24 protein-coding genes are annotated in these 22,728 nt (G+C 72.6%); 19 read left to right on the top strand and 5 right to left on the bottom strand.

The genetic code is table 11. The features are described 5' to 3' along the window. Positions 1 to 80 precede the first annotated feature (80 nt). The 11 genes from AB0I15_RS18800 (at position 81) to AB0I15_RS18750 (ending at position 11,400) form a co-directional block, all read left to right on the top strand. The gene (locus AB0I15_RS18800; RefSeq protein ID WP_358096568.1) at positions 81 to 578 is read left to right on the top strand and encodes a hypothetical protein; all 498 of its coding nucleotides are present in this window, start codon (positions 81 to 83) and stop codon (positions 576 to 578) included. 176 nt (positions 579 to 754) lie between these two features. Further along, positions 755 to 1,345, top strand: coding sequence for an RNA polymerase sigma factor (locus tag AB0I15_RS18795; protein WP_358096565.1), 591 nt, complete (start codon positions 755 to 757; stop codon positions 1,343 to 1,345). Then, complete coding sequence (locus tag AB0I15_RS18790; RefSeq protein WP_358096563.1) at positions 1,338 to 2,312, top strand: CU044_5270 family protein; 975 nt, start codon at positions 1,338 to 1,340, stop codon at positions 2,310 to 2,312. Before AB0I15_RS18795 ends, AB0I15_RS18790 begins: the two co-directional genes overlap by 8 nt. A gap of 277 nt (positions 2,313 to 2,589) precedes the next feature. Beyond that, positions 2,590 to 3,354 carry a GntR family transcriptional regulator gene (locus AB0I15_RS18785; protein WP_358096560.1) on the top strand — a complete coding sequence of 255 codons (765 nt, stop codon included), beginning with the start codon at positions 2,590 to 2,592 and terminating at the stop codon, positions 3,352 to 3,354. Continuing rightward, positions 3,345 to 3,572 (top strand): 4Fe-4S dicluster domain-containing protein, encoded by a 228-nt coding sequence (locus AB0I15_RS18780; protein WP_185071124.1) that lies wholly within the window; start codon positions 3,345 to 3,347, stop codon positions 3,570 to 3,572. The genes AB0I15_RS18785 and AB0I15_RS18780 overlap by 10 nt, the downstream gene beginning before the upstream one ends. A gap of 11 nt (positions 3,573 to 3,583) precedes the next feature. Continuing rightward, on the top strand, positions 3,584 to 4,984 hold the full coding sequence (locus AB0I15_RS18775; protein WP_358096557.1) for an ABC transporter substrate-binding protein: 1,401 nt from the start codon (positions 3,584 to 3,586) through the stop codon (positions 4,982 to 4,984). Then, positions 4,981 to 5,835, top strand: coding sequence for an ABC transporter permease (locus AB0I15_RS18770; RefSeq protein WP_358096554.1), 855 nt, complete (start codon positions 4,981 to 4,983; stop codon positions 5,833 to 5,835). The genes AB0I15_RS18775 and AB0I15_RS18770 overlap by 4 nt, the downstream gene beginning before the upstream one ends. Beyond that, positions 5,832 to 6,545, top strand: a complete 714-nt coding sequence (locus AB0I15_RS18765) for an ABC transporter ATP-binding protein (RefSeq protein ID WP_358096552.1) — start codon at positions 5,832 to 5,834, stop codon at positions 6,543 to 6,545. Before AB0I15_RS18770 ends, AB0I15_RS18765 begins: the two co-directional genes overlap by 4 nt. Next, entirely contained in the window at positions 6,546 to 9,209 is a 2,664-nt protein-coding gene (locus AB0I15_RS18760) for a fumarate reductase/succinate dehydrogenase flavoprotein subunit (RefSeq protein ID WP_358096549.1), read from the top strand. Positions 9,210 to 9,291: 82 nt separating this feature from the next. Then, complete coding sequence (locus AB0I15_RS18755; RefSeq protein WP_358096546.1) at positions 9,292 to 9,900, top strand: PadR family transcriptional regulator; 609 nt, start codon at positions 9,292 to 9,294, stop codon at positions 9,898 to 9,900. Next, positions 9,901 to 11,400 carry an FAD-dependent monooxygenase gene (locus tag AB0I15_RS18750; protein ID WP_358096544.1) on the top strand — a complete coding sequence of 500 codons (1,500 nt, stop codon included), beginning with the start codon at positions 9,901 to 9,903 and terminating at the stop codon, positions 11,398 to 11,400. A 33-nt stretch (positions 11,401 to 11,433) separates the two neighbouring features. Here the strand turns inward: AB0I15_RS18750 and AB0I15_RS18745 are convergent, their stop codons facing one another. Then, positions 11,434 to 13,737 carry a LuxR C-terminal-related transcriptional regulator gene (locus AB0I15_RS18745; RefSeq protein WP_358096541.1) on the bottom strand — a complete coding sequence of 768 codons (2,304 nt, stop codon included), beginning with the start codon at positions 13,735 to 13,737 and terminating at the stop codon, positions 11,434 to 11,436. Positions 13,738 to 13,838: 101 nt separating this feature from the next. Between AB0I15_RS18745 and AB0I15_RS18740 the strand changes: the two genes are divergently transcribed. Continuing rightward, entirely contained in the window at positions 13,839 to 14,843 is a 1,005-nt protein-coding gene (locus AB0I15_RS18740) for an NAD(P)-dependent alcohol dehydrogenase (protein WP_358096539.1), read from the top strand. Positions 14,844 to 14,884: 41 nt separating this feature from the next. On the opposite strand, the gene AB0I15_RS18735 is transcribed toward AB0I15_RS18740, so the two are convergent. Continuing rightward, on the bottom strand, positions 14,885 to 15,799 hold the full coding sequence (locus tag AB0I15_RS18735) for a LysR family transcriptional regulator (RefSeq protein ID WP_358096537.1): 915 nt from the start codon (positions 15,797 to 15,799) through the stop codon (positions 14,885 to 14,887). A 61-nt stretch (positions 15,800 to 15,860) separates the two neighbouring features. Between AB0I15_RS18735 and AB0I15_RS18730 the strand changes: the two genes are divergently transcribed. Continuing rightward, a complete protein-coding gene (locus AB0I15_RS18730; protein WP_358096534.1) occupies positions 15,861 to 16,220 on the top strand; it encodes a DoxX family protein in 360 nt (119 codons plus the stop codon). Here AB0I15_RS18730 and AB0I15_RS18725 read toward each other — a convergent pair. Continuing rightward, positions 16,207 to 17,178: a helix-turn-helix domain-containing protein gene (locus AB0I15_RS18725; protein ID WP_358096531.1), complete on the bottom strand. Its 972-nt coding sequence runs from the start codon at positions 17,176 to 17,178 to the stop codon at positions 16,207 to 16,209. The two genes, AB0I15_RS18730 and AB0I15_RS18725, sit on opposite strands and share 14 nt — an antisense overlap. A 71-nt stretch (positions 17,179 to 17,249) precedes the next feature. On the opposite strand from AB0I15_RS18725, the gene AB0I15_RS18720 reads away from it, so the two are divergent. The 5 genes from AB0I15_RS18720 to AB0I15_RS18700 all read left to right on the top strand — a co-directional run bounded on the left by AB0I15_RS18720 (position 17,250) and on the right by AB0I15_RS18700 (position 19,812). Beyond that, complete coding sequence (locus AB0I15_RS18720) at positions 17,250 to 17,558, top strand: cupin domain-containing protein (RefSeq protein WP_358096529.1); 309 nt, start codon at positions 17,250 to 17,252, stop codon at positions 17,556 to 17,558. Between the two features lie 24 nt (positions 17,559 to 17,582). Next, positions 17,583 to 17,750, top strand: coding sequence for a hypothetical protein (locus AB0I15_RS18715; RefSeq protein WP_358096526.1), 168 nt, complete (start codon positions 17,583 to 17,585; stop codon positions 17,748 to 17,750). Beyond that, on the top strand, positions 17,702 to 18,547 hold the full coding sequence (locus AB0I15_RS18710) for a hypothetical protein (protein ID WP_358096523.1): 846 nt from the start codon (positions 17,702 to 17,704) through the stop codon (positions 18,545 to 18,547). The genes AB0I15_RS18715 and AB0I15_RS18710 overlap by 49 nt, the downstream gene beginning before the upstream one ends. 51 nt (positions 18,548 to 18,598) lie before the next feature. Continuing rightward, positions 18,599 to 19,117 (top strand): hypothetical protein, encoded by a 519-nt coding sequence (locus AB0I15_RS18705; RefSeq protein WP_358096520.1) that lies wholly within the window; start codon positions 18,599 to 18,601, stop codon positions 19,115 to 19,117. A 182-nt stretch (positions 19,118 to 19,299) separates the two neighbouring features. Beyond that, complete coding sequence (locus tag AB0I15_RS18700; RefSeq protein ID WP_358096517.1) at positions 19,300 to 19,812, top strand: N-acetyltransferase; 513 nt, start codon at positions 19,300 to 19,302, stop codon at positions 19,810 to 19,812. A 49-nt stretch (positions 19,813 to 19,861) separates the two neighbouring features. Here AB0I15_RS18700 and AB0I15_RS18695 read toward each other — a convergent pair whose 3' ends face one another. Further along, the gene (locus tag AB0I15_RS18695) at positions 19,862 to 20,809 is read right to left on the bottom strand and encodes a hypothetical protein (RefSeq protein WP_358096514.1); all 948 of its coding nucleotides are present in this window, start codon (positions 20,807 to 20,809) and stop codon (positions 19,862 to 19,864) included. A gap of 324 nt (positions 20,810 to 21,133) precedes the next feature. Here AB0I15_RS18695 and AB0I15_RS18690 point away from each other — a divergent pair, with 324 nt between their 5' ends. After that, positions 21,134 to 21,739 (top strand): TetR family transcriptional regulator, encoded by a 606-nt coding sequence (locus AB0I15_RS18690; protein ID WP_358096511.1) that lies wholly within the window; start codon positions 21,134 to 21,136, stop codon positions 21,737 to 21,739. Between the two features lie 64 nt (positions 21,740 to 21,803). Here the strand turns inward: AB0I15_RS18690 and AB0I15_RS18685 are convergent, their stop codons facing one another. Further along, positions 21,804 to 22,637, bottom strand: coding sequence for a hypothetical protein (locus tag AB0I15_RS18685; RefSeq protein WP_358096509.1), 834 nt, complete (start codon positions 22,635 to 22,637; stop codon positions 21,804 to 21,806). Positions 22,638 to 22,728: the final 91 nt, after the last annotated feature.

Raw genomic sequence — 22,728 nt, 5'->3', positions numbered from 1 at the left:
CGCCGCCCACGGCCGGTGACAGGCGTGCGCTCCCCGTGCGATCCCGCGCGGGGCAACGCATTCCACATCAGGAGAATCGTATGACCATGCCGTCGACCGTCCCGGCCCGCCGTCGCCTGAGCCTGCGCCTGTCCGCGCTGGCCGCGGCCACCGTGGTGGGCGCGGGCGCGCTGCTGGCGGGTAACGTCACCTCGGCCGAGGCGGTGCCCCCGGAGGTGATCAGCCGGTGGAACAACCAGTTGATCCACTCCAACTCGCTCAGCCCCGGCTTCAGCGCGTTCCTGTCCACCGGCGCGTACACGATCACTGCGAAGCTCACCGCCCACAACACCGGCGCCACGGCGATCAACTACACGTGTCTCATCAGCGCGGCCGGCGGTGCCGACACCGACAACGCCGAGGTCACCCTGCCGCCGAACGGCAAGCAGGGCGTGTTCCTCAACGTCGTCCACAACTTCACCAGCACGGGCCAGCTCAGCTTCGCCTGCACCAAGCCCGCGGGCACGGCGCAGGTGCGGATGTTGCAGGTGAAGATCACCGCCATCAAGGTCAACACGCTGGACAACCAGCAGTTCTGACCCGACGCCACACGGCGGTCTCTCCGTGGGGGAGGCCGCCGTTCGGCGATCCCGGAGGCCGGCTTCCCGCCGTCGAGGCCCCGGGGCAAGGTGAGACGTACATCACACTGCGGAACGCGAACTCTTGCGGGCCCTGCGGGCGAAAGGCAGCAGACCCCGTAAGGACGGAGCAACATGTGATCGCCGAAGTACCCGGCAGCACCGCGGACGCCGAGCTGATCCGGCGCTCCGCGCAGGTCCCGGAGGTCTTCGCCGAGCTCTTCGACCGCCACGCCGCCGCTCTGAGACGTTACGTCGCGAGGCGACTGGGCGAGTCACTGGCCGACGACATCGTTTCCGACGCCTTCCTGGCCGCTTTCCGGCGCCGCCGCCACTACGACACGTCCCATCCGGACGCCCGCCCCTGGCTGTACGGCATCGCCGCCAGACTGATCAAGCGGCACCACCGGGTGGAGGTCCGGTTCTACCGGGCGCTCGCGCGTACCGGAGTGGACGAGATCACCGAGCCCTACGCCGACCGCATCGACGACCGCGTCGCCGCCGAGCAGTCCGGCCTGGCCGCGGCGCTGGCGGAGCTGCCGGCCGGCGACCGGGAGGTGCTTTTACTCGTGGCCTGGGCGGACATGTCGTACGAGGACGTGGCCCGGGCGCTGGACATCCCGACAGGCACCGTCCGGTCCCGCCTGCACCGGGCGAGGGCCAGGACGCGGCAGGCACTCGGCGGATCCGATCCCACGTCGGCCCGAGAGGAGTCGTTCGATGGATGACCTGAGGTCGCTGCGCGAACTGCGCGCCGTGGTCCCGGAACCGGGACAGGAATGGCTGGTCCCGGAGCGCCGCCGGCTGCTGCGGCGGATGCGCGGGCGCAGGCGCGGACTGGGCCGGGCCCTGCTTCTCGCCGGCGTGCTGGGCACCGCCACGGCCGTCGCCGTGGTCGTGGCCCGGCCCCAGCCACCGATCACCACCCCGGTGGGCCCGTCGCAGGCCGTACGCCTCGATCCGAGCGTGGTCCTGGCGCGCGCCGCCGACACCGTGGGCAGGCGCGAGGGGGCCGGCGAGGTGCCGCGCCCGACGCAATGGCAGTACACCAAGACCCTCGACAAGCAGCCGAACAGAGACGAGACCCAGACCTTCGAACGGTGGATGCGTTACGACGGCAAGCAGACGGCCGGCTTCGACGAGGCGGGGAAGCCGGTCGTCCGGGACGTGCCCCCCGATCCGGGCGACGACGACCTGTCGCCGCAGCAGTACGACCAGAAGCTGCGCGCCCTCCCGACCGACCCGAAACGGCTGCTGGCCAAGGTCACGGGCGACCGCCACTGGATCGACTGGCCGGTGGAGGAGGGCGTCCCCAAGGTCGTGGAGCCGGACGCGAGCCGCGCCTACCGCGTGATCACGCTCTACCTCAGCAGGTACGGCGTGATGCCGCCGAAGCTGGAGGCCGCCATGTTCCGCGCGCTGGCCCTGATCCCCGGCATCCGGATCGAACAGGGCATCCCCGACGCGGCCGGCCGTCGCGGTCTGGGCGTCTGGCTCGACAACGGCATTGATTCCCCCTTCCGCGACTACGACATCCTCGACCCGGAGACCTACCGCTACCTGGGCCGGCACACGGTCTGGTTGCGCGACGAGTATTCGCAGTCGGGCGGAGACCTGATGGCCGCCAAGGGCTCGGTGTGGACCACGGCCCTGCTCACCTCGACGATCGTGGACCGGCCGGGCGAGCGGGGGTGACGGTGATGTCGGCCGGGACGGCGGACGCCACACGCGCCCGCTCCCGGTCGCGGTGTTCCCCGGCGACCTCGGTAGCGAGGCCGACCGGCTCGGCCCTCCCCATGGTGGGCATGCCGGCGGGCCGTTGGGTGGGTCGGTGCGGCGTGCGGGGTGAGGGGTGGCAGATCTTGGTGGGGTGGCGGTTGCCTGCCAGGTCAGCGCCGGGATGGGCGTCTTCGCAGGTGGCGCAACCTCTCCGTTATTCCATTATTCCTACCTATTAAGTAGGTTGATGGCCATGGAACGGGTGGCGCTCGACGATCGGCGGCGCCGGGCGGATCGTGCCCGGCAGGTCGCCGACCTGCTGAGAAGACAGATCATCCAGGGCGGCGGCTTCCCGCGCGGGCAGCTCCCGCTCGAGGCGGCGCTGGCCCGCGAGTTCGACACCTCGCGCAACGTCGTACGCGAGGCGCTCGACCTGCTGCGCGAGGAGGGGCTGGTCGAGCGCTGCCCCGGCGTGGGCACGACGGTGGCGGCCGAGAAGTACCCCCATGGCCTGCACCGCCTGCTCGGCCTGGCCGAGACCCTGCACGAGCACGGGCAGGTCACCAACCAGGTCCGCACCATGACACTGATGGAGCCGCCCGCCCCGGTCAGCGCGCGGCTCGGGCTCGAACCGGGCGAGCAGGTCGTCTACCTCGAGCGGCTGCGCAGCCTGAACGGCCTGCCGCTCTCGCTCGACCTCACCTACCTGGTCCGCGACGTCGGTGAGCCGCTGTTCGACGAGGACCTGACGAGCAACGACATCTTCGTCCTGCTCGAGGGCATCGCCGGACGTCCGCTCGGCATGGCCGAGCTCACGCTCGAGGCGGTCAACGCCGATCCGCACACCGCCGCCGCGCTCGGCACGCCGCGCGGGGCCGCGCTGCTGATGGTCGAGCGGCTCACATACCTGGCCGACGGCAGGCCGGTCGACCTGGAGTTCATCCGCTTCAGGGGCGACCGGCTGACCATGCGCGGCCACCTGAGACGAACCCCGGAGGAGGAGCCCGCATGGCCCTGATCAACCAGCGCGTCGAGGTCCCCGTGACGATCGACGAGGCCCTGTGCATCGACGGCTGCACGCTGTGCGTCGAGGCGTGCCCGCTCGACTCCCTGGCGATCAGTGACGAGACCGGGAAGGCGTACATGCACGTGGACGAGTGCTGGTACTGCGGCCCCTGCGCGGCCCGCTGCCCGGTCGACGCGGTCACCATCAACATCCCGTACCTGCTGCGATGAAGGAACGCGCCATGCGCAAGGCTCTGACGGCCGCGATCATCCTCGTGGCCACCGCCGCCTGCTCGGTCTCCGGCCCGTCAGGCGACACCGGGAAGACCAGGCTCGTCGTCGGCTACCAGTCCAAGACCATCAACACGGTCACGGCGGGCACCCTGCTGCGCTCGCTCGGTTATCTCGAGAAGCGGCTCGGCGACAAGTACCAGGTCGAGTGGCAGGACTACGAGACCGGCGCGCCCATCACCGCCAAGATGGTGGCCGGGAAGATCGACATCGGGTCGATGGGCGACTACCCGCTGCTGATCAACGCCTCCCGCACCCAGGCCGTCCCGGCCGCCCGCACCGAGCTGATCTCCACCACCGGCTACAACCTGCGCGGCGGGCTCAACATGGTGCTCGTGCCGACCACGTCCAAGGCGAAGACGCTGGCCGACCTGGCCGGTACGAAGATCTCCGCCAGCGTGGGCTCGGCCGGGCACGGCACGCTGGTCCAGGCCCTGGAGAAGGCCGGGGTCACGGACGTGGAGACGGTCAACCACCAGCCCGCCGTCGGGGCGGCGCAGCTCGAGTCGGGCGGGGTCCAGGGGTACGCGCAGTTCGTGGCCTGGCCGGGGCTGCTGGCCTTCCAGGACAAGGGCCGGCTCGTGTACGACGGCTCGGCCCTGGACGTGCCGACCTTCCACGGGGTGGTGGTGCGGCAGGCGTACGCCAAGGAGCACCCGGAGATCGTGGACGCCTTCCTCAAGGCCCAGATCGAGGCCACCCGCTACCTGCACGAGCACCCGCTGGAGGCCGCCGAGTCGGTGGCCGAGGCCACGGGGCTGCCGCCCGAGGTCGTCTACCTCTACAACGGCCGCGGCGGCATCGCCACCTTCGACGTCACGCTGAAGGAGCCGCTGCGGCAGGCGCACCAGCACGACGTGGCCTACCTCAAGCGCATCAGCCAGGACTTCTCCGGCGTGGACGTCGCCTCCTTCGTCAACGACTCCTACCTGCGCAAGGCGTACGGGCCCACGTACGACGCGGACCGGGCGGGCACCGCGAACGCCGCCGCGATCACCGGCGCCGACGCCGTCTGCGGCGTGCCGGTGGACAAGCCGCAGACCGCGTCCGAGCTCTGGCTCGAAGGCGAGAGCACGACCAGGCCCGCCGCCACCCCCACGTGCCTGCTGCGTGCGGTCGCCGCCGCGGACCGGCGGGTGCGCGCGGCCTACGTGCCCGACACGGTGACCGGCACCCGGTGGTTCGCCGACCGGTCCGTCTGGCTCAAGGCCCCCGCCAAGGATTCCGCGGGAAGGGCCGCGGAGTTCCTGCCCTTCACCACGCAGGACGGCGCCGACGCCTACCGCGAGCAGCACCCGGAGGCCGAGCCCGTCACCTACGCGGAGGCGCTGAAGGGGGCTGATCCCCGATGACCGTGGAGACGCGCACCGCCGCCCCGCCCCGGCAGGCGCCGGCGGTGCCACAGGAGCGCGCCGCGAACGGCGGGAGAACGCGGCGGCGGCTCACCCGGGTGGCGTCCGTGCTGGTGGCGGCCGGGTTGTGGCAAGTGCTCACGGTCACCGACGCCCGCCTGTGGCTGAGGTTCGACCGGCTGCCCACGCTCGGGGAGATCGCCGCCCACGCCGCGAACCGGCTCACCACCCAGGTCTACTACCTCGACCTGCTGCAGAGCCTGATCAGGATCCTGACCGGGTTCGGGCTGGCGGCGGTGGCGGGCATCGCCGTCGGCGTGCTGGTCGCCAGGTCCACGAAGGCGGGCGACGTGCTGCTGCCGCTGCTGGAGGCCGTCCGGCCCATTCCGGCGATCGCGCTCGTGCCGGTGGCCATCCTGCTCTTCCCCGCCGACGAGCAGGGCATCGTGTTCATCACGTGCGCGGCCGCGTTCTTCCCGATCATGGTGAGCACCCGCCACGCCGTACGCGCCCTGCCCACGCTCTGGGAGGACGCCGTCAGGACGCTCGGCGGCGACCGCCGCCACGTGCTCTGGTACGTCGTGCTCCCCGGCATCCTGCCCGGCGTGTTCGGTGGCCTGTCGGTCGGCATGGGCGTGGCCTGGATCTGCGTCATCTCGGCGGAGATGATCTCCGGCGAGTTCGGGGTCGGTTACCGGACCTGGATGTCGTACACGATCGTCGACTACCCCGCCGTCCTCGTCGGCATGATCACCATCGGCCTGCTCGGCTGGCTCACCTCGGCCGCCGTCGAGCTGGTCGGGCGGCGCGTGACGCGGTGGCTGCCGCGGGCCGAGGGGAGCGGGTCGTGAGCATCGGGATCACGCTGGAGTCGCTGTCGCTCGGCTACGCCCGCGACCCCGTCCTGCGCGACGTGGACCTGACAGTGCGTCCCGGCGAGGTGCTGGTGGTCGTCGGCACGTCGGGGTCGGGCAAGTCCACGCTGCTGCGCGCGCTGGCCGGGCTGCTGCGCCCGTACGGTGGCCGGATCGTGGCCGGCGGCGAGGAGGTCGCGGCCACCTCGCGGGACCGCGCGATGATCTTCCAGGACGACGCCCTGCTGCCCTGGCGCAGTGTCCGGCGCAACGTCGAGCTGCCGCTGCGCGTGCGCGGCCTGCCCAAGCGCGAGCGCAGGACGGCCGCCCAGGAGTGGATCGCCCGGGTCGGCCTGGCCGGGCACGAGGACCGGCTGCCCCGCGAGCTGTCAGGCGGCATGCGCCAGCGCGTGCAACTCGCCCGCGCCCTGGCCGGGGCGCCCCGTGCGGTGCTGATGGATGAGCCGTTCGGCGCGCTCGACGCCCAGACCCGCGCCGAGATGCAGTCGCTCCTGCTCGACGTGCTGGCGGACACCAGGGCGACGGTCGTCTTCGTCACCCACGACGTGGACGAGGCGCTGCTGCTCGCCGACCGGGTGGTGGTGCTCGGCCGTGGCGGCGTACGCGCCCTGATCGAGGTGCCGGGCCCGCGCGACCCGGCCGCCGACCGCGCCGCGTTGCGCGCCCAGATCCTCAAGGAGTTGTGAATGGACATCCCCTCGATCGAGGACCGCCTGCACCTGGAGTGCGACGTGCTGGTCGTCGGCGGCGGCACCGCGGGCACGATGGCCGCGATCACCGCCGCCGAGCGGGGCGCGCGGGTGCTGCTGCTGGAGAAGGCCCACGTACGGCACAGCGGTGCGCTCGCCATGGGCATGGACGGCGTCAACAACGCGGTCATCCCCGGCAAGGCCACCCCCGAGGACTACGTCGCCGAGATCACCAGGGCCAACGACGGCATCGTCAACCAGAAGACGATCTACCAGACCGCCACCAGGGGCTACGACATGGTGCGCCGCCTGGAACGGTACGGGGTCAAGTTCGAGAAGGACGAGCACGGCGAGTACGCGGTGCGCCGCGTGCACCGCTCGGGCAGCTACGTCCTGCCCATGCCGGAGGGCAAGGACGTCAAGAAGGTCCTCTACCGGGTGCTGCGCCAGCGCCACATCAGGGAGAAGGTGCGCATCGAGAACCGGGTCATGCCGGTGAGGGTGCTCACCTCGCAGGGCCGGGCGGCCGGCGTGGCCGGGTTCGACACCCGGTCGGGCCGCTTCGTCACGGTCAGCGCCGGAGCCGTGATCCTGGCGACCGGCGCCTGCGGCCGGCTCGGCCTGCCCGCCAGCGGCTACCTGTACGGCACCTATGAGAACCCCACCAACGCCGGCGACGGCTACGCCATGGCCTACCACGCGGGGGCCGAGCTCAGCGGCATCGAATGCTTCCAGATCAACCCGCTGATCAAGGACTACAACGGCCCGGCCTGCGCGTACGTGGCCAACCCGTTCGGCGGCTACCAGGTCAACAACCAGGGGGAGCGGTTCGTCGACTCCGACTACTGGTCCGGCCAGATGATGTCGGAGGTGTCCGCCGAGATCGCCTCCGCCCGGGGGCCGATCTACCTCAAGCTCTCCCACCTGCCCGACGAGACCGTCACCGCCATCGAGAACATCCTGCACTCGACCGAGCGGCCCACCCGTGGCACGTTCCATTCGGGACGCGGCCACGACTACCGCACCCATGACGTGGAGATGCACATCTCGGAGATCGGGCTGTGCGGAGGGCACTCGGCGTCCGGGGTGTGGGTGGACGAGAACGGCGCGACGACCGTCCCGGGGCTGTACGCGGCGGGCGATCTGGCCTGTGTGCCGCACAACTACATGATCGGTGCCTTCGTCTTCGGCGACCTCGCCGGCTCCCACGCCGCCGCGCACCACCAGGCCGGGGCGCCACTGCCGGACGACCAGATCGCCGCCGCCCACGACCTGGCCTACCGGCCCCTGCGCCACCCGGACGGGCCGCCGCAGCAGCAGGTCGAGTACAAGCTGCGCCGCTTCGTCAACGACTATGTGGCCCCGCCGAAGACGGGGGCCAAGCTGGAGATCGCGCTGGAGTCGTTCGAGCGCATGCGGGACGAGATCGCCGCCATGGGGGCGACGACGCCGCACGAGTTGATGCGCTGCGCCGAGGTCGACTTCATCCGCGACTGTGCCGAGATGGCGGCGCGCTCCTCGCTGGCCCGTACCGAGAGCCGGTGGGGGCTCTACCACGAGCGCGCCGACCTGCCGCGGCGCGACGACGGGGAGTGGCTGTTCCATCTCAACCTGCGCAAGCGCGGCGACGGGGCCATGGAGTTCGTCAAGCGGCCGGTGGAGCCGTACGTGGTGCCGGTGGCGGAGTTCGCGCCCGTCGCCGCCGAGCCGGTGGTGCTGGGCGCGCAGGCGGCCACGGTCGTGCGGCGCGCGGCGAAGGAGCGCGTCGAGCGGGCCGCGGTCGGGCGCTCGCCGCGCATCCTGGAGCTGCACCGTCTCGCCGAGGAGCAGCCGGGCGTGGCCGACCTCGCCCCCTACCTCGCCGACCCCGATCCGAAGGTACGCCGGGCGGCCATCGCCACGCTCACCGAGACCGTGCCGGAGGGAACGGGCGCGGCGCTGGCCACGGCGCTCACCGACGCCCACGGGACCGTGCGCCGGGCCGCCGCGACCGGCCTCATCGAACTGGTCGAGGTCCTGCCCGCCACCGCCGAGCTGGGCCGGTCCCTGGCGGAGTGCCTGTCCGGTGGCGACGCCATCGTCCGGGCCGCCGTCCTGGACGCGCTGCGCGCGCTGCGGCTGGGCCGGACCGAGACCTTCCGGGCCGGGCTGGCCGACGCCGACCACCGGGTGCGGATCGCCGCGATCCGCGGGCTGGTCTCGCTCGACGAGGCCGGCCTGGTGGCCACCGCCGCCGCCGACCCGTCCAGGGAGGTACGGGTCCAGGCGGCCAAGGGCCTCGGCCTCGTCGGCAAGCCGGTGGCGGCCCTGGCGGTGCTCGCGGCCGACGCCGACCCCCTGGTCAGGGCCGCCGCCCTGGAGTCCTCGGGGGCGGTGGGCACACCTTTGGAGGCGGAGGCCGTACGAGGGCTGGGGGAGGCGGACTGGCAGGTCCGGGTCGGGGCGGCCCGCTGCCTCGCCGCCGCGGAGCCGGCCACCGCGGCGCCCCCGCTGGTGGCGGCGCTGTCGGACGCCAACCTCGACGTACGCAAGGCGGCCGTGCTCGCGCTCACCCCGTGGACGGCGTCGCCGGAGGTGGCGGACGCCCTGCGGGCCGCGCTGGCCGACACGGACGCCGACGTCCGCGCCTACGCCCGCAAGGCCCTGGCCGACATGCGGTGAGCTCCCGCCGGAGAAGCGGGCTCGACGTACTGGCGTGCGCCATGGTTATACTCGGATCCGAGTAATCGGAAGCGAGGAATTGGTGACGAGTTCACGACGTAAGGTGTCCAACCTCCTGGGCCTGGCGGTGCTGGGCCTGCTGCAGGAGAGCCCCATGCACCCGCACGCCATGGCCGCGACCCTGCGGGAGCGCGGCCTCGACCGCAGCTTCAAGCTCACGACCGGCTCGCTCTACGACGTGGTCCGCGCCCTGGAGCGGGCCGGCTGGATCGCGGCCCAGGAGACCGCCCGGGTCGGCGGACGGCCGGAGCGGACGGTCTACGCGCACACCCCGCTCGGCAAGGAGGAGTTCGTGCGCTGGCTGGACGAGCTGCTGCGGGTGCCCGCCGACGAATACCCCAAGTTCCTGTCGGCCGTCACCTACCTGGGCGCGCTGGGCCCCGAAGGCGCCGCCGCGGCGTTGCGGGAGCGGGCCGGGCGGCTGCGGGAGCTGATCGACGGGATCCGGCGGGAGCACGAGGCGGCGCTGGCCGAGGTGCCCCGGCTGTTCGTCCTTGAGGCCGAATACGCGCTGCGGGTGATGGAGACCGAGCTGGCCTGGGCGGAGCAGACGGTCGGCGAGATCGAGGCGGGGACGCTGGAATGGCCGGACGGCTGGGTCGTGGACACGTCGTCGACGAAGGAGGCGTGAATGGACGGCGAAGCCGATGTGATCGTGGTGGGCGCCGGGCCCGCCGGGCTGATGGTGGCGGGCGAGCTGGCCCTGGCCGGAGTGCGCGCGATGGTGGTCGAGCGGCACGCGCGGCGGCCCGACCAGTGCCGCGGGTTCAATCTCAACGCGCGCAGCCTGGAGCTGCTGGACCGGCGCGGGATCGCGGAGCGGTTCCTGGCCGAGGGGCCGACGGTGACGTACGCGATGTTCGGGGACCCGCGCCGGACGCTCGACCTGGGCCTGATGGGCACCGACCACCCCTACGTGCTCGGGATCGCCCAGACACGGGTCGAGGAGCTGCTCGAACAGTGGGCCGAGGAGCTCAGGGTGCCGATCCACCGGGGGTGCGAGGTCGTCGGCCTGGACCAGGACGACGACCGGGTCACCGTCTCCGTGCGGACGCCGGAGGGGGAGCGGCGGGTCCGGGCCGCCTACGTGGTGGGCTGCGACGGCGCGCGGAGCACGGTCAGGAAGCTGGCCGGCATCGGCTTCCCCGGGACGGCGGCGACCTCCTACTCGCTGCTCGGCGACGTGGAGCTGAGCCGGGCCGACGATCTCCCCTTCGGGGTCACCGCGGGCGAGCACGGGGCGGTGTTCGTGATCCCGCGTCCCGGCTACGTGCGGATCGTCACCGCGGACCCCGGCCCGCCCGCCGAGCGCGACGCGCCGGTGACGCTCGACTACTTCCAGGGCGTCCTGGACCACACGCTGGGGCGGAACGTGCCGATCGAGGCGCCCCGCTGGCTGACCCGGTTCGGCAACGCGGCGCGGCAGGCAGACCGGTACGTCGCCGGGCGGGTCGTCCTGGCCGGGGACGCGGCCCACATCCACCCGCCCGCGGGGGCGGTGGGTGTGAACGTGGCGCTCGCGGACGCGGTCAACCTCGGGTGGAAGCTGGCCGCCGTCGTCCAGGGGTGGGGGGCTCCGGGGTTGCTGCGGTCGTACCATGACGAGCGGCACGCCGCGGGGGAGCTGGTGCTCCGCCACACGCGGGTGCAGGAGCTGCTCGGGGGAGACGACCCGCGGCTGGACCCGCTGCGTGAGCTGTTCACCGACCTGGCCGCGATTGAGCCGGTCAACCGCTATCTCGGCGAGCTGACGACCGGCGTGTCCACCCGTTACGACGTGTCCACCCGTTACGACGTGGCCCCCGGGCAGGGGCATCCGTGGCTCGGGCGGCTGGCCCCCAACCTGGCGCTCACCGTGGACGGCGAGGCCACCAGCGTCGCCCGGCTGCTGCGGGCGGGCCGCGGCGTGCTGCTCGACTTCACCGAGGGCGTCTCCGCCGACGGGTGGGCCGGGCGGGTCGACGCCCACCTCGCCCGCTGCGAGCAGCACCCCGACCTCGCGGCCCTGCTGATCCGCCCGGACGGGCACACCGCCTGGCTCGCCACCCGCACCGGCGACCGGCCGCAGACCCCGCTCACCGACGCGCTCACCACGTGGTTCGGCCCCGAGGCGGTGCCGGCTCCCCGTTGAAGCTCCGTCGTTGAAGCAGGCTTGGGAGCGGGACTACGGCCGGCCCTGGCCCGCTCGGGAGGCCATCCAGGCGGCGATCTGCGCGCGGGAGTTGACGCCGAGCTTGTTCATGATGCCGCGTACGTGGCTGTCCACGGTGTGCTCGGAGATGAACAGCCGCGCGCCGATCTGCTTGTTGCTGAGGCCGTCCGCGACCAGCCGGGCGACCTCGGCCTCCCGCTTGCCCAGCGGGTCCAGGCCGGGCGGGGCCGGCGGGGGCTGGGCCGGTTCGCCGAGCGCCAGCGCGATCGCGGCCTCCCGGCTCAGGCGGCGGCCCGTGGCGAACTCGGCCGCGTACCCGGTGGCCCCGAGCGCCGCCGTGGCCGACTCCTCGGCCCTGGCCAGCAGCGGCGCGAGATAGGGCAGGACGCTCGCCCCGGCCCCCGTTCGCACGGTCTCCGCCGCCCCGAGCAGGCGGGCCGCGAGCCGCGCCCGGCCGGAGCCCGCGGCGTGGCAGCCCAGGGCGTCGAGCACGACGTACTGTCCGACCCGGTCGTCGATCTCGACGGCGACCCGCAGCGCCTCCGTGAACAGCGGCAGCGCCTCGTCGAGGTCACCGGCGATCAGCCGGACCGAGCCCAGGTTCACCAGCATCATGTCGAGGCTGTAGAGGTCGCCGGTCTCCCTGCCGAGCCGTACGCCCTCCGTCGCCACCGTACGCACCACGTCGAAGTCGCCGTGGAAGAGCCCGACGAGCGCCCGCGACTGCAGGAACATGAGCCGGGTCTGGTGGTCGTCGAGCCCCGCGGTGACGGCCTGCGCCTCGCCGGCCAGGCGGGCGGACGACGGGCGGTCGCCCGCCATGCTGGCCGCGATCGAGGCCAGCGCGAGCGACTGCGCCAGCAAGGTCGGCAGCCCCGCCTCGCGCGCCAGCGCCACCGCCCGCGCCAGCATCGGGACGGCGGTCGCCGGGTCGGACTGCAGCACGGCCAGGAACCCGCGCATGTAGCGGCCCAGCGCCTGATCCTGCACCCGGCCGTACCCGGGTTCGAGCAGCTCGTCGAGCCAGCGGGCGCCCTCGCCGAGCGCGCGGGTGATCCAGTAGTAGCCGAGCGAGTACGCCAGGCCGAGCCCGCGCCGCGCGTCCCCCTCGGTCACGAGGCCGCGCAGGACCGACCGGACGTTGTCGATCTCCAGGTCCATCCAGCCGAGCCATTCGACGAGCCGATGCGTGGCCTCCGCCGACGACCGGCGGCACCGGGTGACGTAGTAGCCGGTGTAGCGGCGGCGGAGCTCCTCCTCCTCGCCCGCCGCGCGCAGCTTGAGCCCGGCGTACTCGCGCATGGTCTCGTGCAGGCGGTAGCAGGCCAGGCCCCTGACGTCCTCCTTCATCACCAGGGACTTGTCCACCAGCGACGACAGCAGGTCGAGCGCCCGCGCCACGGGCACGTCCCCGTACGCGCAGACCGCCTCGAGATCGTCGATCGTGAACCGGCCCGCGAACACGCACAGTCGCCGCAGCAGCGTCTGCTCGGCCGCCGCCAGCAGGTCGTGGCTCCAGTCGATGGTCGTGCGCAGCGTCTGGTGGCGGGGCAGCGTGGCCCGGCCGCCGCCGGTGAGCAGCTCGAACCGGTCGGACAGGCGCTCCAGGATCTGCTCCGCCGTCAGGACCCGCGTCCTGACGGCCGCCAGCTCGATCGCCAGCGGCAGGCCGTCGAGCCGGCGGCACAGATCCGCCACGGCGGCCTGGTTGGCCGCGGTCAGCTCGAACGTGCCCGACCCGGCCGCCGCCCGCTCCGCGAACAACCTGACCGCCTCGTTCTGCCGCAGCGCCGCGAGGGCCCCGCCGGCGTGCGCCGGGGGCAGGTCGAGCGGCGGCACGGGGACCACGTGCTCACCCGGCGCCGAGAGCGGCTCGCGGCTGGTGGCGATCACGCGCACGCCCGGCGCGGCCCGCAGGACGTCCGCGACGAGCCGGGCGGCGGCCGCCAGCAGGTGCTCGCAGTTGTCCACCACCAGCAGCAGCCGCTTGTCCCGCAGGTACGACAGCACCAGCGCCGACGGCTCGGTCACAGCCTGGTCGCGCAGGTCCAGGGCGGCCATGACGGCGTCGCCGACGAGGGTCGCGTCCCGCAGCTCGGCGAGCTCGACCAGCCACGCGCCGTCGGGGAAGCCGCGCCCGAGGTCGCCCGCCGTCCGGATCGCCAGCCGCGACTTGCCGACCCCGCCCGGCCCGACGAGGCTGACCAGCCGGGATTCGGCGAGCTTCCTCCTGACGTCCGCGAGCTCGCGGCGGCGGCCGACGAAGCTGGTCGGCTCGGCCGGGAGGTTGCCCAGGCGGCGCGGGGGTCTGGCCATGGTGGCTTGGACCCTACTACCGCCCCGATCGCCGTGATCCACCCGCGGATCACGAATTCTCGTGATTTCGCCGGACGGGTACGCGACCCGAAGCTTGAGGCATGGCTGACGCCACCATGAAGGCAATCCGATTCCGCGCCTACGGCCCGCCCGACGTCCTCCAGCTCGAGGACGTCGCCATGCCCGCCGTCGGCGACGACGAGATACTGATCCGCGTGCGGGCCGCCTCGGTCAACCCGCTCGACTGGCACGGCATGCGCGGCACGCCGTACGTCGCCCGCCTGCAGTCGGGCCTGTCCCGTCCCAAGGACCACACGATGGGCGGCGACCTGGCCGGCCACGTCGAGGCCGTGGGCCGCAACGTGACCAAGTTCAAGCCCGGCGACGACGTGTTCGGCGGACGCGGGATCGCCTCCATCGAGCGCAGTGCGGGCTTCGCCGAATACGCCAGCATGCACCAGGACTCGATGGTGGCCAGGAAACCCGGCCGCCTGACGTTCGAGGAGGCGGCCTCCGTGCCGGTGGCGGCGGTGAGCTCGCTGCAGGCCCTGCGCGACAAGGGCCGGATCACGACGGGGCACAGGCTGCTGATCAACGGCGCGGCGGGCGGCATGGGCACGTTCGCGGTGCAGCTCGCCAAGGCGTACGGCGCCGAGGTGACCGGAGTGTGCAGCACGCCGAACCTGGAGATGGTCCGCTCGATCGGCGCCGACCACGTCATCGACTACACCAAGGAGGATTTCACCCGTACCGGGCGGCGCTACGACCTGATCCTCGACCTGGTGGCCAACCGCTCACTCACCGACCTGCGGCGGATCCTCACGCGGACGGGCGCGCTGGTGAACTGCGCACCCGCCCCCGGCCTGTGGGCGGGGCCGCTGATCGGCGTGGCCAAGCAGGTCGTGTACTCGAGGGTCGTGCGCAAGCGGATGCCCTTCTTCCTGTCCACGGGGAGCCAGGACGACCTGCTGGTCCTGCACGGGCTGATCGAGGACGGGAAGATCACGCCGGTCATCGACCGGACCTACGCGCTCGGGGAGGTCCGCGAGGCGGTCGGATACCTCGAGCGGGGTCACGCCAAAGGCAAGGTCGTGATCAGCGTGTAGGGAGGCGAGGCCGTGATCGGCAACGGTCCTCCGGGGTGCTCCTAGGGTTGTCCCTGGCCTTGAGTCGCCGGTCTGCTCTCCAGGCAGCAGCGGACGAAGTCCTGGACGACGGGGTTGGCGTCGTCGGCGGGGGCCCAGGCGACGCCGACCTGGCTGGGGGCGACGCCGCTGACGGGGCGGTAGGTGACGCCGGGGCGCGCGTAGTAGCGGGCGGAGGACTCGGGGGCCAGGGCGACGCCGTACCCGTTGGCGATCGCGCTCAGCCAGTCGTCGGGCTGGTCGGTGACCGCGCCGACGCGGACCGGGTGGCCCTCGCGGTCGTCCACGGCCAGCCAGTAGTCCCGCCAGCGGCCCGTCTCCGGCGGCGCCGCGACGAACGGCTCGTCCCAGAGGTCACGGAAGGGGATCACGTCGCGGGTGGCGTACGGGTGCGCCGAGGAGAGCGCGATCCAGCGGGGCTCGGTGAGCAGCACCTCCACCCGGAGGGCGTCCTGCCCGGGGAAGGGCAGGCGCAGCAGGGCCACGTCCACCTCGCCGTCGGTGAGGCCGGCGGCCGGGTTCGACCATGCGGCCTGCCGCATGTCGGCCCGCCACCCCGGGCGCAGGCGGGCGAACGCCGCGACGATGTGCTGGGTGGCCTCGTTGGCGGCGCTGGCGATGAAGCCCACGCGCAGCACGCGCGCCTCCCGGTCGGCCACGTGCCTGGTCTCCCGTACGGAGCGGTCCCACGCGGCCAGCACGCCCGGCGCCCGCTCCGCCAGCGCCTGGCCCGGCGGGGTGAGGGCCATGCCCGCCCGGGACCGCGTGAACAGCCGCAGCCCGAGCCGGGCCTCGAGCTGTTTGATCTGCTTGGTCAGCGCCGGCTGCGACACGAACAGCCGCTGGGCGGCGCGGGTGAGGCTGCCCTCCTCGGCGACGGCGACGAAATAGCGCAGCAGCCGCGTGTCCACATCCATGCCGTCAGGTTATAGACGCAGGTATTGGACGCCAAGGTGCCCGCTCGGCCACGCTCGAAGGGTGTTCCCCTCCTACGTCGCCGTCACCGTCGTCACGATCGTGATCAATGCCTGGGCCGCCCTGGCCGACTTCCTCGGGGCCCGCTTCGTCCTGGCCAACTCGGCCGAGCTGGGCATCGCGCCCTCCTGGATTCCGCTCCTGGCCGCCTTGAAGGCCGCCGGCGCCGCCGGGCTCCTGCTCGGGCTCCTGGGCGTCGGGCCGCTGGGGATCGCCGCCGCGGGCGGGCTCGTGCTGTTCTTCACCGGGGCGCTCGTGGTGCACGTCCGGGCCCGGGTGTTCCACAACATCGCCTACCCCGCGGCCTTCTTCGTCCTGGCGGTGGCCTCCTTCGCCCTCGCCTTGGCGGTCAGCCGGGTTTGAGAGGGCCTGCGCCGGTGCCGAAGGAGCGCCGGTAGGCGCCCGGGGTGGTGCTCAGGGCGTGCTGGAAGTGCCTGCGCAGGTTGGTGGCCGAGGAGAGGCCCACCTTGCGGGCGATCGTCTCGACGGGCAGATCGCTCTCCTCCAGCAGCGCACGCGCCGCGGTGATGCGCCGTTCGAGCAGCCACTTCCCCGGGCTGACCCCCAGTTGGCCGGCGAACCTGCGGGCGAGCGTGCGGGTGGAGACGCCGAGCCGGGCGGCGAGGTCGTCGCCCGTCAGGGGTTCGTGCAGCCGCGTGGCGGCCCAGTCGAGCAGCGGGGCCAGGGAGTCGGGCGGGCGGTCCCCGTGGTCCGGGGGCGCGTACTGGAGCTGGCCGCCCTCGCGGTGCGGGGGCATGACCATGTGACGGGCGACCTGGGCGGCGTAGGCGGCGCCGTGGTCGGTGCGTACGAGGTGCAGGCACAGGTCGACGCCGGCGGCGGTGCCCGCGCTGGTGGCCAGGTCACCGAGGTCGACGTACAGGGTGTCGGGCTCGACCTCGACCCGCGGGAAGCGGGCGGCCAGCTCGGCGGTCATGCGCCAGTGCGTGGTGGCCCTGCGGCCGTCGAGCAGGCCGGTCTGGGCCAGCAGGAAGGCGCCGGAGCAGATCGCCACGAGCCGCGCGCCGCGCCGGTGCGCCCGCCGCAGCGCGCCGATCACCGCCGGCGTGGCCGGCTCGGCGCGCCGCTGCCAGCCGGGGATCACGACCGTGTCCGCCGCGTCGAGCGCGGCCAGCCCCTGGCTCACCTGGATGTCGTAGCCCACGGGCGTCGCCATGGGGCCGGTCCGCTCGGCGCACACCCCGAACGCGTACGGGGACGGCAGCCCCGGGCGGGACATCCCGAAGACCTCGGCGGCGCACGCCAGCTCGAACGGGGACTGCGGCGGCCCGGCCAGCGCCACCACGCGATGCACGGTCATGGCAGGAATGTACCTAATGATGACAATCCAGACGCTTTCCGGGCTCTCCCGTCGCGCCCGACGATGGAGCCGTGGAAGACGACATGCAGATTCTGCGCATCGACGACATCGACGGCACCGAGGTCGCTCCCGGCATCGTCCGCCGGGGGCTGCCGGTGACCGCCTCGGCCCGTGGATGGGCGTACGACTTCGCGCCCGGCGCCGAATGGCCCGAGGTGGACGAGCACGAGACGGAAGAGCGCTACTACGTGGTGTCGGGGGAGTTCATCGACCGTGGGCACCGGCTCGGGCCCGGCAGCTACGTGGTCTTCGCCCCCGGCAGCAGCCACCGCCCCCGTACGGAGACCGGAGCCCGGATGATCGGCATCTCCCTCACCTGACCTGGCCGGGCGAGAATGGGCCGGATGACCGTCCGACTGATACCGGTGATCGACGCGCTCGGCGGCGCCCTCCACGACCTGACGGAGGGCTACCCGGAGCCCCCGGCCGACCGGGCCCTCCACGACGACTACTGGCAGGCCGGGTGGCCGCCGCCGGCCTGCCCGCCCCCATCGCGGACGACCCGGTGCTGATCCGGCTGTCGAGCTTCACGACCGGCCCCGCGCTGACGTCGTTGCTCCGCGCGGTGCCGGACGAGCCGCCCACGACCAGGGACGACGTGATCGAGTACGTCGGCCCGCTCCCCGGCGGCCACCTGCTCAAGGCCGATGACCGGGTCCTGACGGCCCCCGGCTGCTGCGGCGACCTCGGCGACCTGGCCGGGTGGCGCGCTGCGGCCGAGCACACCGGCACGTCGCCGTACTCGGTGTGGACCGGCCACCCCGGCGTCTGGGTGGCGGCCGACGGCGATGAGCTGCGCCTCGGCGGCGAGGACGACGGCGTCCCGGGCCCGGAGATCGCCCGCCTCCCCCGGACGGCCCTGGCCGGAGCCGTGCGCACGGCCGCCGCCGAAGTCCGATATTTCGCCCGGCCCCTCCGGGACGCCTGCGCCCGTCTGGCCGGTGACGCGCTGGCGATGCGGACGATCATCCACTCGAGCGTCCTCGACGACCCGCGCAAGACGGCCCGGCTCAGAGAGCTGCACGCCGCCGGCGACCTGCACCGGGTCGTCGACGAGCCGATCCAGCAGTTGCTCGTCTTCGACCGCGCGGTGGCGTTCGTCCGGATCACCCCCGTCCCCTACTCGCCGGGCGCCCTGGTGATCAGGCAGCAGAGCCTGATCACCACGCTCATCGACCTGTTCGAGCAGACCTGGGTCAGGGCCAGGGAGATCGCCGAGCCGGCGCAGCGGCTGAGCCCGCGCGAGCTCGAGGTGCTGGTCTGCGCGGTTCGGCGAGGTAGGGCCAGGGCTACCCGGTCCTCGTCCTAGCCCCCATGCGGGCAGGGGCCGGCGCGGGCTTTCATAGAGGTCATGCAGCGTATGACTGGATTACTGATCGGAGCGGTCTTCGGCGCGGTGTTCGTCGTCGTCAACGCCCAGAGCCCGCTGAACGCCGTGGCCGTGAACGTCCTGCGGGTGGCCGCCTGCCTGGCCGCGGTGGGGGTGCTCGCCCTGTGGTTCGCCGCCGTACGAAAGGAGCGTCCGGCGGGTGAGACCGGCCGGAACATGTTCAGCCCCGGTTACCTGGCGGTCGTGGCCGCCGAGGTGGTCCTGCTCTTCGGCGGCCTGCGGCTGCTGGCCGCCTGGGGCGGGCCCGAGCAGTTGAACGTGGCGTGGGTGTCGCTGGTGGTGGGCGTGCACTTCGTCGCGCTGGCGCCGATCTGGAAGGACTGGGGCATCGCCGTACCCGGTGTGGTGCTGAGCGTGCTCGGCGGGGCCGGTCTGGCCCTGGCCTTCACGGCGGCCGTGGCGTGGGTGCCGATCGTCAGCGGCGTGCTGTCGGGCGCGGTGCTGCTGGCGGGCTCCCTGACGTTCGGCTGGCGCACGGTTCAGGGGTAGCCGCCGGGAGTGTTAGGCTACCGGGCGTCTGGTGTCGGATCTCAGGGATGAGAGGGGGGTGAGGTTGATGACCGCGGTGACGGCTGCCCTGCGCAGCGCCCGGACCATCCTCACGTCCCGGGCCCCGCTCTGACCCACCGCGTGGGTTCGCCGGGGTCCTCCCCGTAGAAACGGACTTCACCATGACCACTTCGTGGATCACCCGCACCGAGACCACCGCCGACCTCGCCCAGATCCGTGAGGTCAACCTCGCCGCTTTTCCCACCCCGATGGAAGCCGACCTGGTCGAGGCCCTGCGCGCCGATCCCGAGGCGTGGATCCCGGGCCTGTCCTGGGTCGCCGAGGCGCCCGGCGGCGACATCGCCGGATACGCGCTGCTCACCCGGTGCCACGTCGGCGACGCTCCGGCGCTCGCCCTGGGCCCGTGTGCCGTCAGGCCCGAGCACCAGCGGCGGGGCGCCGGCTCCGCCGCCGTCCGGGCCGGTCTGCAGGCCGCTCGTGAGCTGGGCGAGAACCTCGTCCTCGTGCTCGGCCACGCCGAGTACTACCCGCGTTTCGGCTTCACCCCGGCCTCCGGCCACTCCATCCGGCCGCCCTTCGAGGTCGAGGACAAGTACATGATGGCCCTCGTCTTCGACCCCGAAAGGCCCGTGCCCGCCGGCACCATCCGGTACGCGGCGGCGTTCGGCGTCTGATCCGTCCCCGCTGAGGGCCGCCGCCCCGGGGCGGCGGCCCTCAGCCTGTTCAGGCGGCCACGGCGGCCTGGAAGGTCTTGAGCGCCTCGGGGCCGAAGTAGGCGCCGTAGCTGGTCGTGGTGTTGCGCAGGGCGTGGGCGGAGATCTGGTAGCCGGTGCCGGTGGTCTTGTTGAAGTCCTGGAACCACGGCCCGCCGCTGGAGCCGCCGCCCATGTCGCAGATCATCGCGTACTTCATGCCGTACGCCGGGTTGACCGACGCACCGCTGCAGTACTGCAGGGTCTTGCCGCCGTTGCCGTTGCTCGGGTAACCGAGCAGCAGGTTGGACGGCCTGGCGGCGGTGGAGTTGAACCTGATGCCCTGCCCGCCCACGGTCTTCACGACCGTCTTGCCCTTCACGGGCTTGACGACCAGCATGCCGAAGTCGAACGGCGGCACGTGAGCGCCGTCCTTGTAGTAGCCGGACCACATGAACATGGTCCGCGCCGGGAACTTCCCGTACGGCGCCGCCCCGTTCTTGTACGCCGGCACGAACACCAGGTTCTTGCTCCAGCGCCCCTCGCCGTCCATCAACGCGTGCGCGACGGTGACGACGACGTCCCCGTCCGCGCTGTTCACCACGTTGCCCGAGGCCACGAAGTCCTTGCCGTTGCCCCCGGTGCCGAACACCTTGCCCGCCGTCTTGGCGACCAGCCCGCCGGACTTCCACGTCTGCTGCTTGGCCGCCGTCGTGGCGTACGGCGGGAACAGGCGCTTGGTGGTGGCCGTGGGGGTGGGGGCGATGTCCACCTGCTCCCCGGCGGCGAACGGCGTGCTGGGCGCGGCGCCCGCCGTACGGGCGGGGGCGGCGAGCGGCGGGGCCGCCCGCATCCGCTCCGGGGTCCAGTAGTCGTCCCCTGAGCGGAGCGTCGCCGGCACCTCGTGCTCGACCGGTCCGTCCTCGGCCGGTTCGGCGACGGCGGTATGGGCGCCCAGCCCGAGGAGCAAAGCCGTCAAGCCGGCGACAGCAAAGGTACGCATGTAAACCTCCGTGACAAAAAGTGCTTACGGAGATTTACCACACTTGTCGCTTATGGCGGTCAAGGTTCCACCAACCAAGATGATGGCGGGAGGTCCCCCTCCAGAGACCTCCCGCCAGGCCGGGAGGCTCGGCCGTGGGCACGGTCCGCCGCCAGGTCGTAAAGCCCGGGTTCCCGATTGATCATGGAACGTTCCAGATGGTACCAGTGAGCATGGACATACCGCTTGGTACGCCGGGAACTTCGTGACGATATCAGAGAAAGTGTCAGTCATGACGTGTTTGCGTGGCATGATGCGGACATGGTCACAGCGGGGCGGCGCGAGCTGCACAAGAAGGCGACGCGGCAGGCCCTGCAGGAGGCCGCGACACGCATGTTCGAGGAGCGGGGCTACGCGGAGACGACCGTACGTGACATCGCCGAGGCCGTCGGCGTCACCGAGCGGACCTTCTTCCGCTATTTCCACTCCAAGGAGGACCTGATCCTGGGGGAGGTGCTCGACCTCTTCCCCGAGGTCGCGCGGCTGGTGCGGGCCCGGCCGGCGCAGGAGGAGCCGTACACGGCGGTGCGCAACGCGCTGCTCGACCTCGCCGCCACCCGCAGCACCGGCGTGGCCCTGCTGTTCAGCGGCCTGCCGAGCCGGGTGTTCTCCGACCCGGCCAGGTCGGCGCAGCCGGTGCTGCTGGAGTTGGAGGACGGGCTGATGGACGCGCTGCGCGACCGGCTCACCGAGGCGGGCCACGAGGACGGGCCGGCGCTCGCCCTGCGCGCCTCCGTCCTCGCCCGCGCCAGCGTGGCCGCGCTGCGCGCCACCGTCCTGACCTTTCACGCGCTTCCCGAGGAGGGGCGGACGCTGGAGGCGGCGCGCGGCCTGGCCGGTCAGGCGTTCGACATCCTGCGGGAGTGAGCCGCCGGCGGCCCCGCGGGGCGGCCGTGCGACGTCCAGGAGGCGGACCTCCGACCGCTCCCGGCTAGTTCCAGATCCCCGGAACCTGCTTCGGCACGTCGGCCTCGACCTCCTTCTGGTCGATCACGTCCCCCTCCATCGGCAGGAGCACAGTGGCCTCGCGGCCCCAGTCGGAGAACCGGGTGTCCGACTCGACGCGGATGGTGCTCACGTACAGGGGCAGGACGGCCTTCGCGGACACCCGCTCGATCAGGCCGTCCGGGCTGAACCAGAGGGTGTAGGCGATGCTGCCGTCGCGGCCGGCCCTGGGCGGCGTGCTGAACAGGGCGGCGAACGCGGGGGACACCTTCGCGAGCCTGCTCGCCTTCACCGACCCCTTGACCACTCCGCCGCCGGCGGAGGTGCGGGCGGCCAGCAGCGTCTTCAGCGTGGCGGGCTCCAGGACCTCGAGCAGCAGGTTGCTCGGCGGCAGCTCCGACCTGTACCGCACCCAGCTCGTGTCCGGCGGCAGGGCCGCGTCGACCACCGGGCCGGCGACGTAGCTCGCCTCCTCCGAGGAGATCATCCTGATCGGCCCCTGCTGCAGGGCCTCGGTCTCCTTGGGGCGGGTCTTCGTCAGGGTGCGTAGCAGGGCCTTGCTGTACCGCACGGTCTGGGCCACGTCCGACGCGACCGCGCGGCCCGGCCCGAACCCGATCGTGCCCTCCAGGGTGGAGGTGGCGACCAGGCTGCTCGTGTACGCCACCTTCGCCGTGGACCGCACGTTGACGGCCTTGCCGCGGGCTAACTGGGTCTGGAGCACCTTGACGGGGTCGATCTTCGATGCGGCCTGCGCGGGTGTGCCGGTGAGCTGCACCACGCCCGCGACCAGGGCGACACCGACGATGGTTCGCTTCATGGGTTTCCTTGGGAACGGTCCGAAAAGTCGCGATCAATCTGGTGCATGAAAGATCGTCCGTCAAACTGCGGGCGCGGTGGAGAACCACCCT

The organism is Nonomuraea sp. NPDC050643 (assembly GCF_040654715.1).
Classification (GTDB): domain Bacteria; phylum Actinomycetota; class Actinomycetes; order Streptosporangiales; family Streptosporangiaceae; genus Nonomuraea.
Note: the sequence above shows the minus strand (reverse complement) of the source record. Positions and strands in the feature narration are given on the sequence as shown.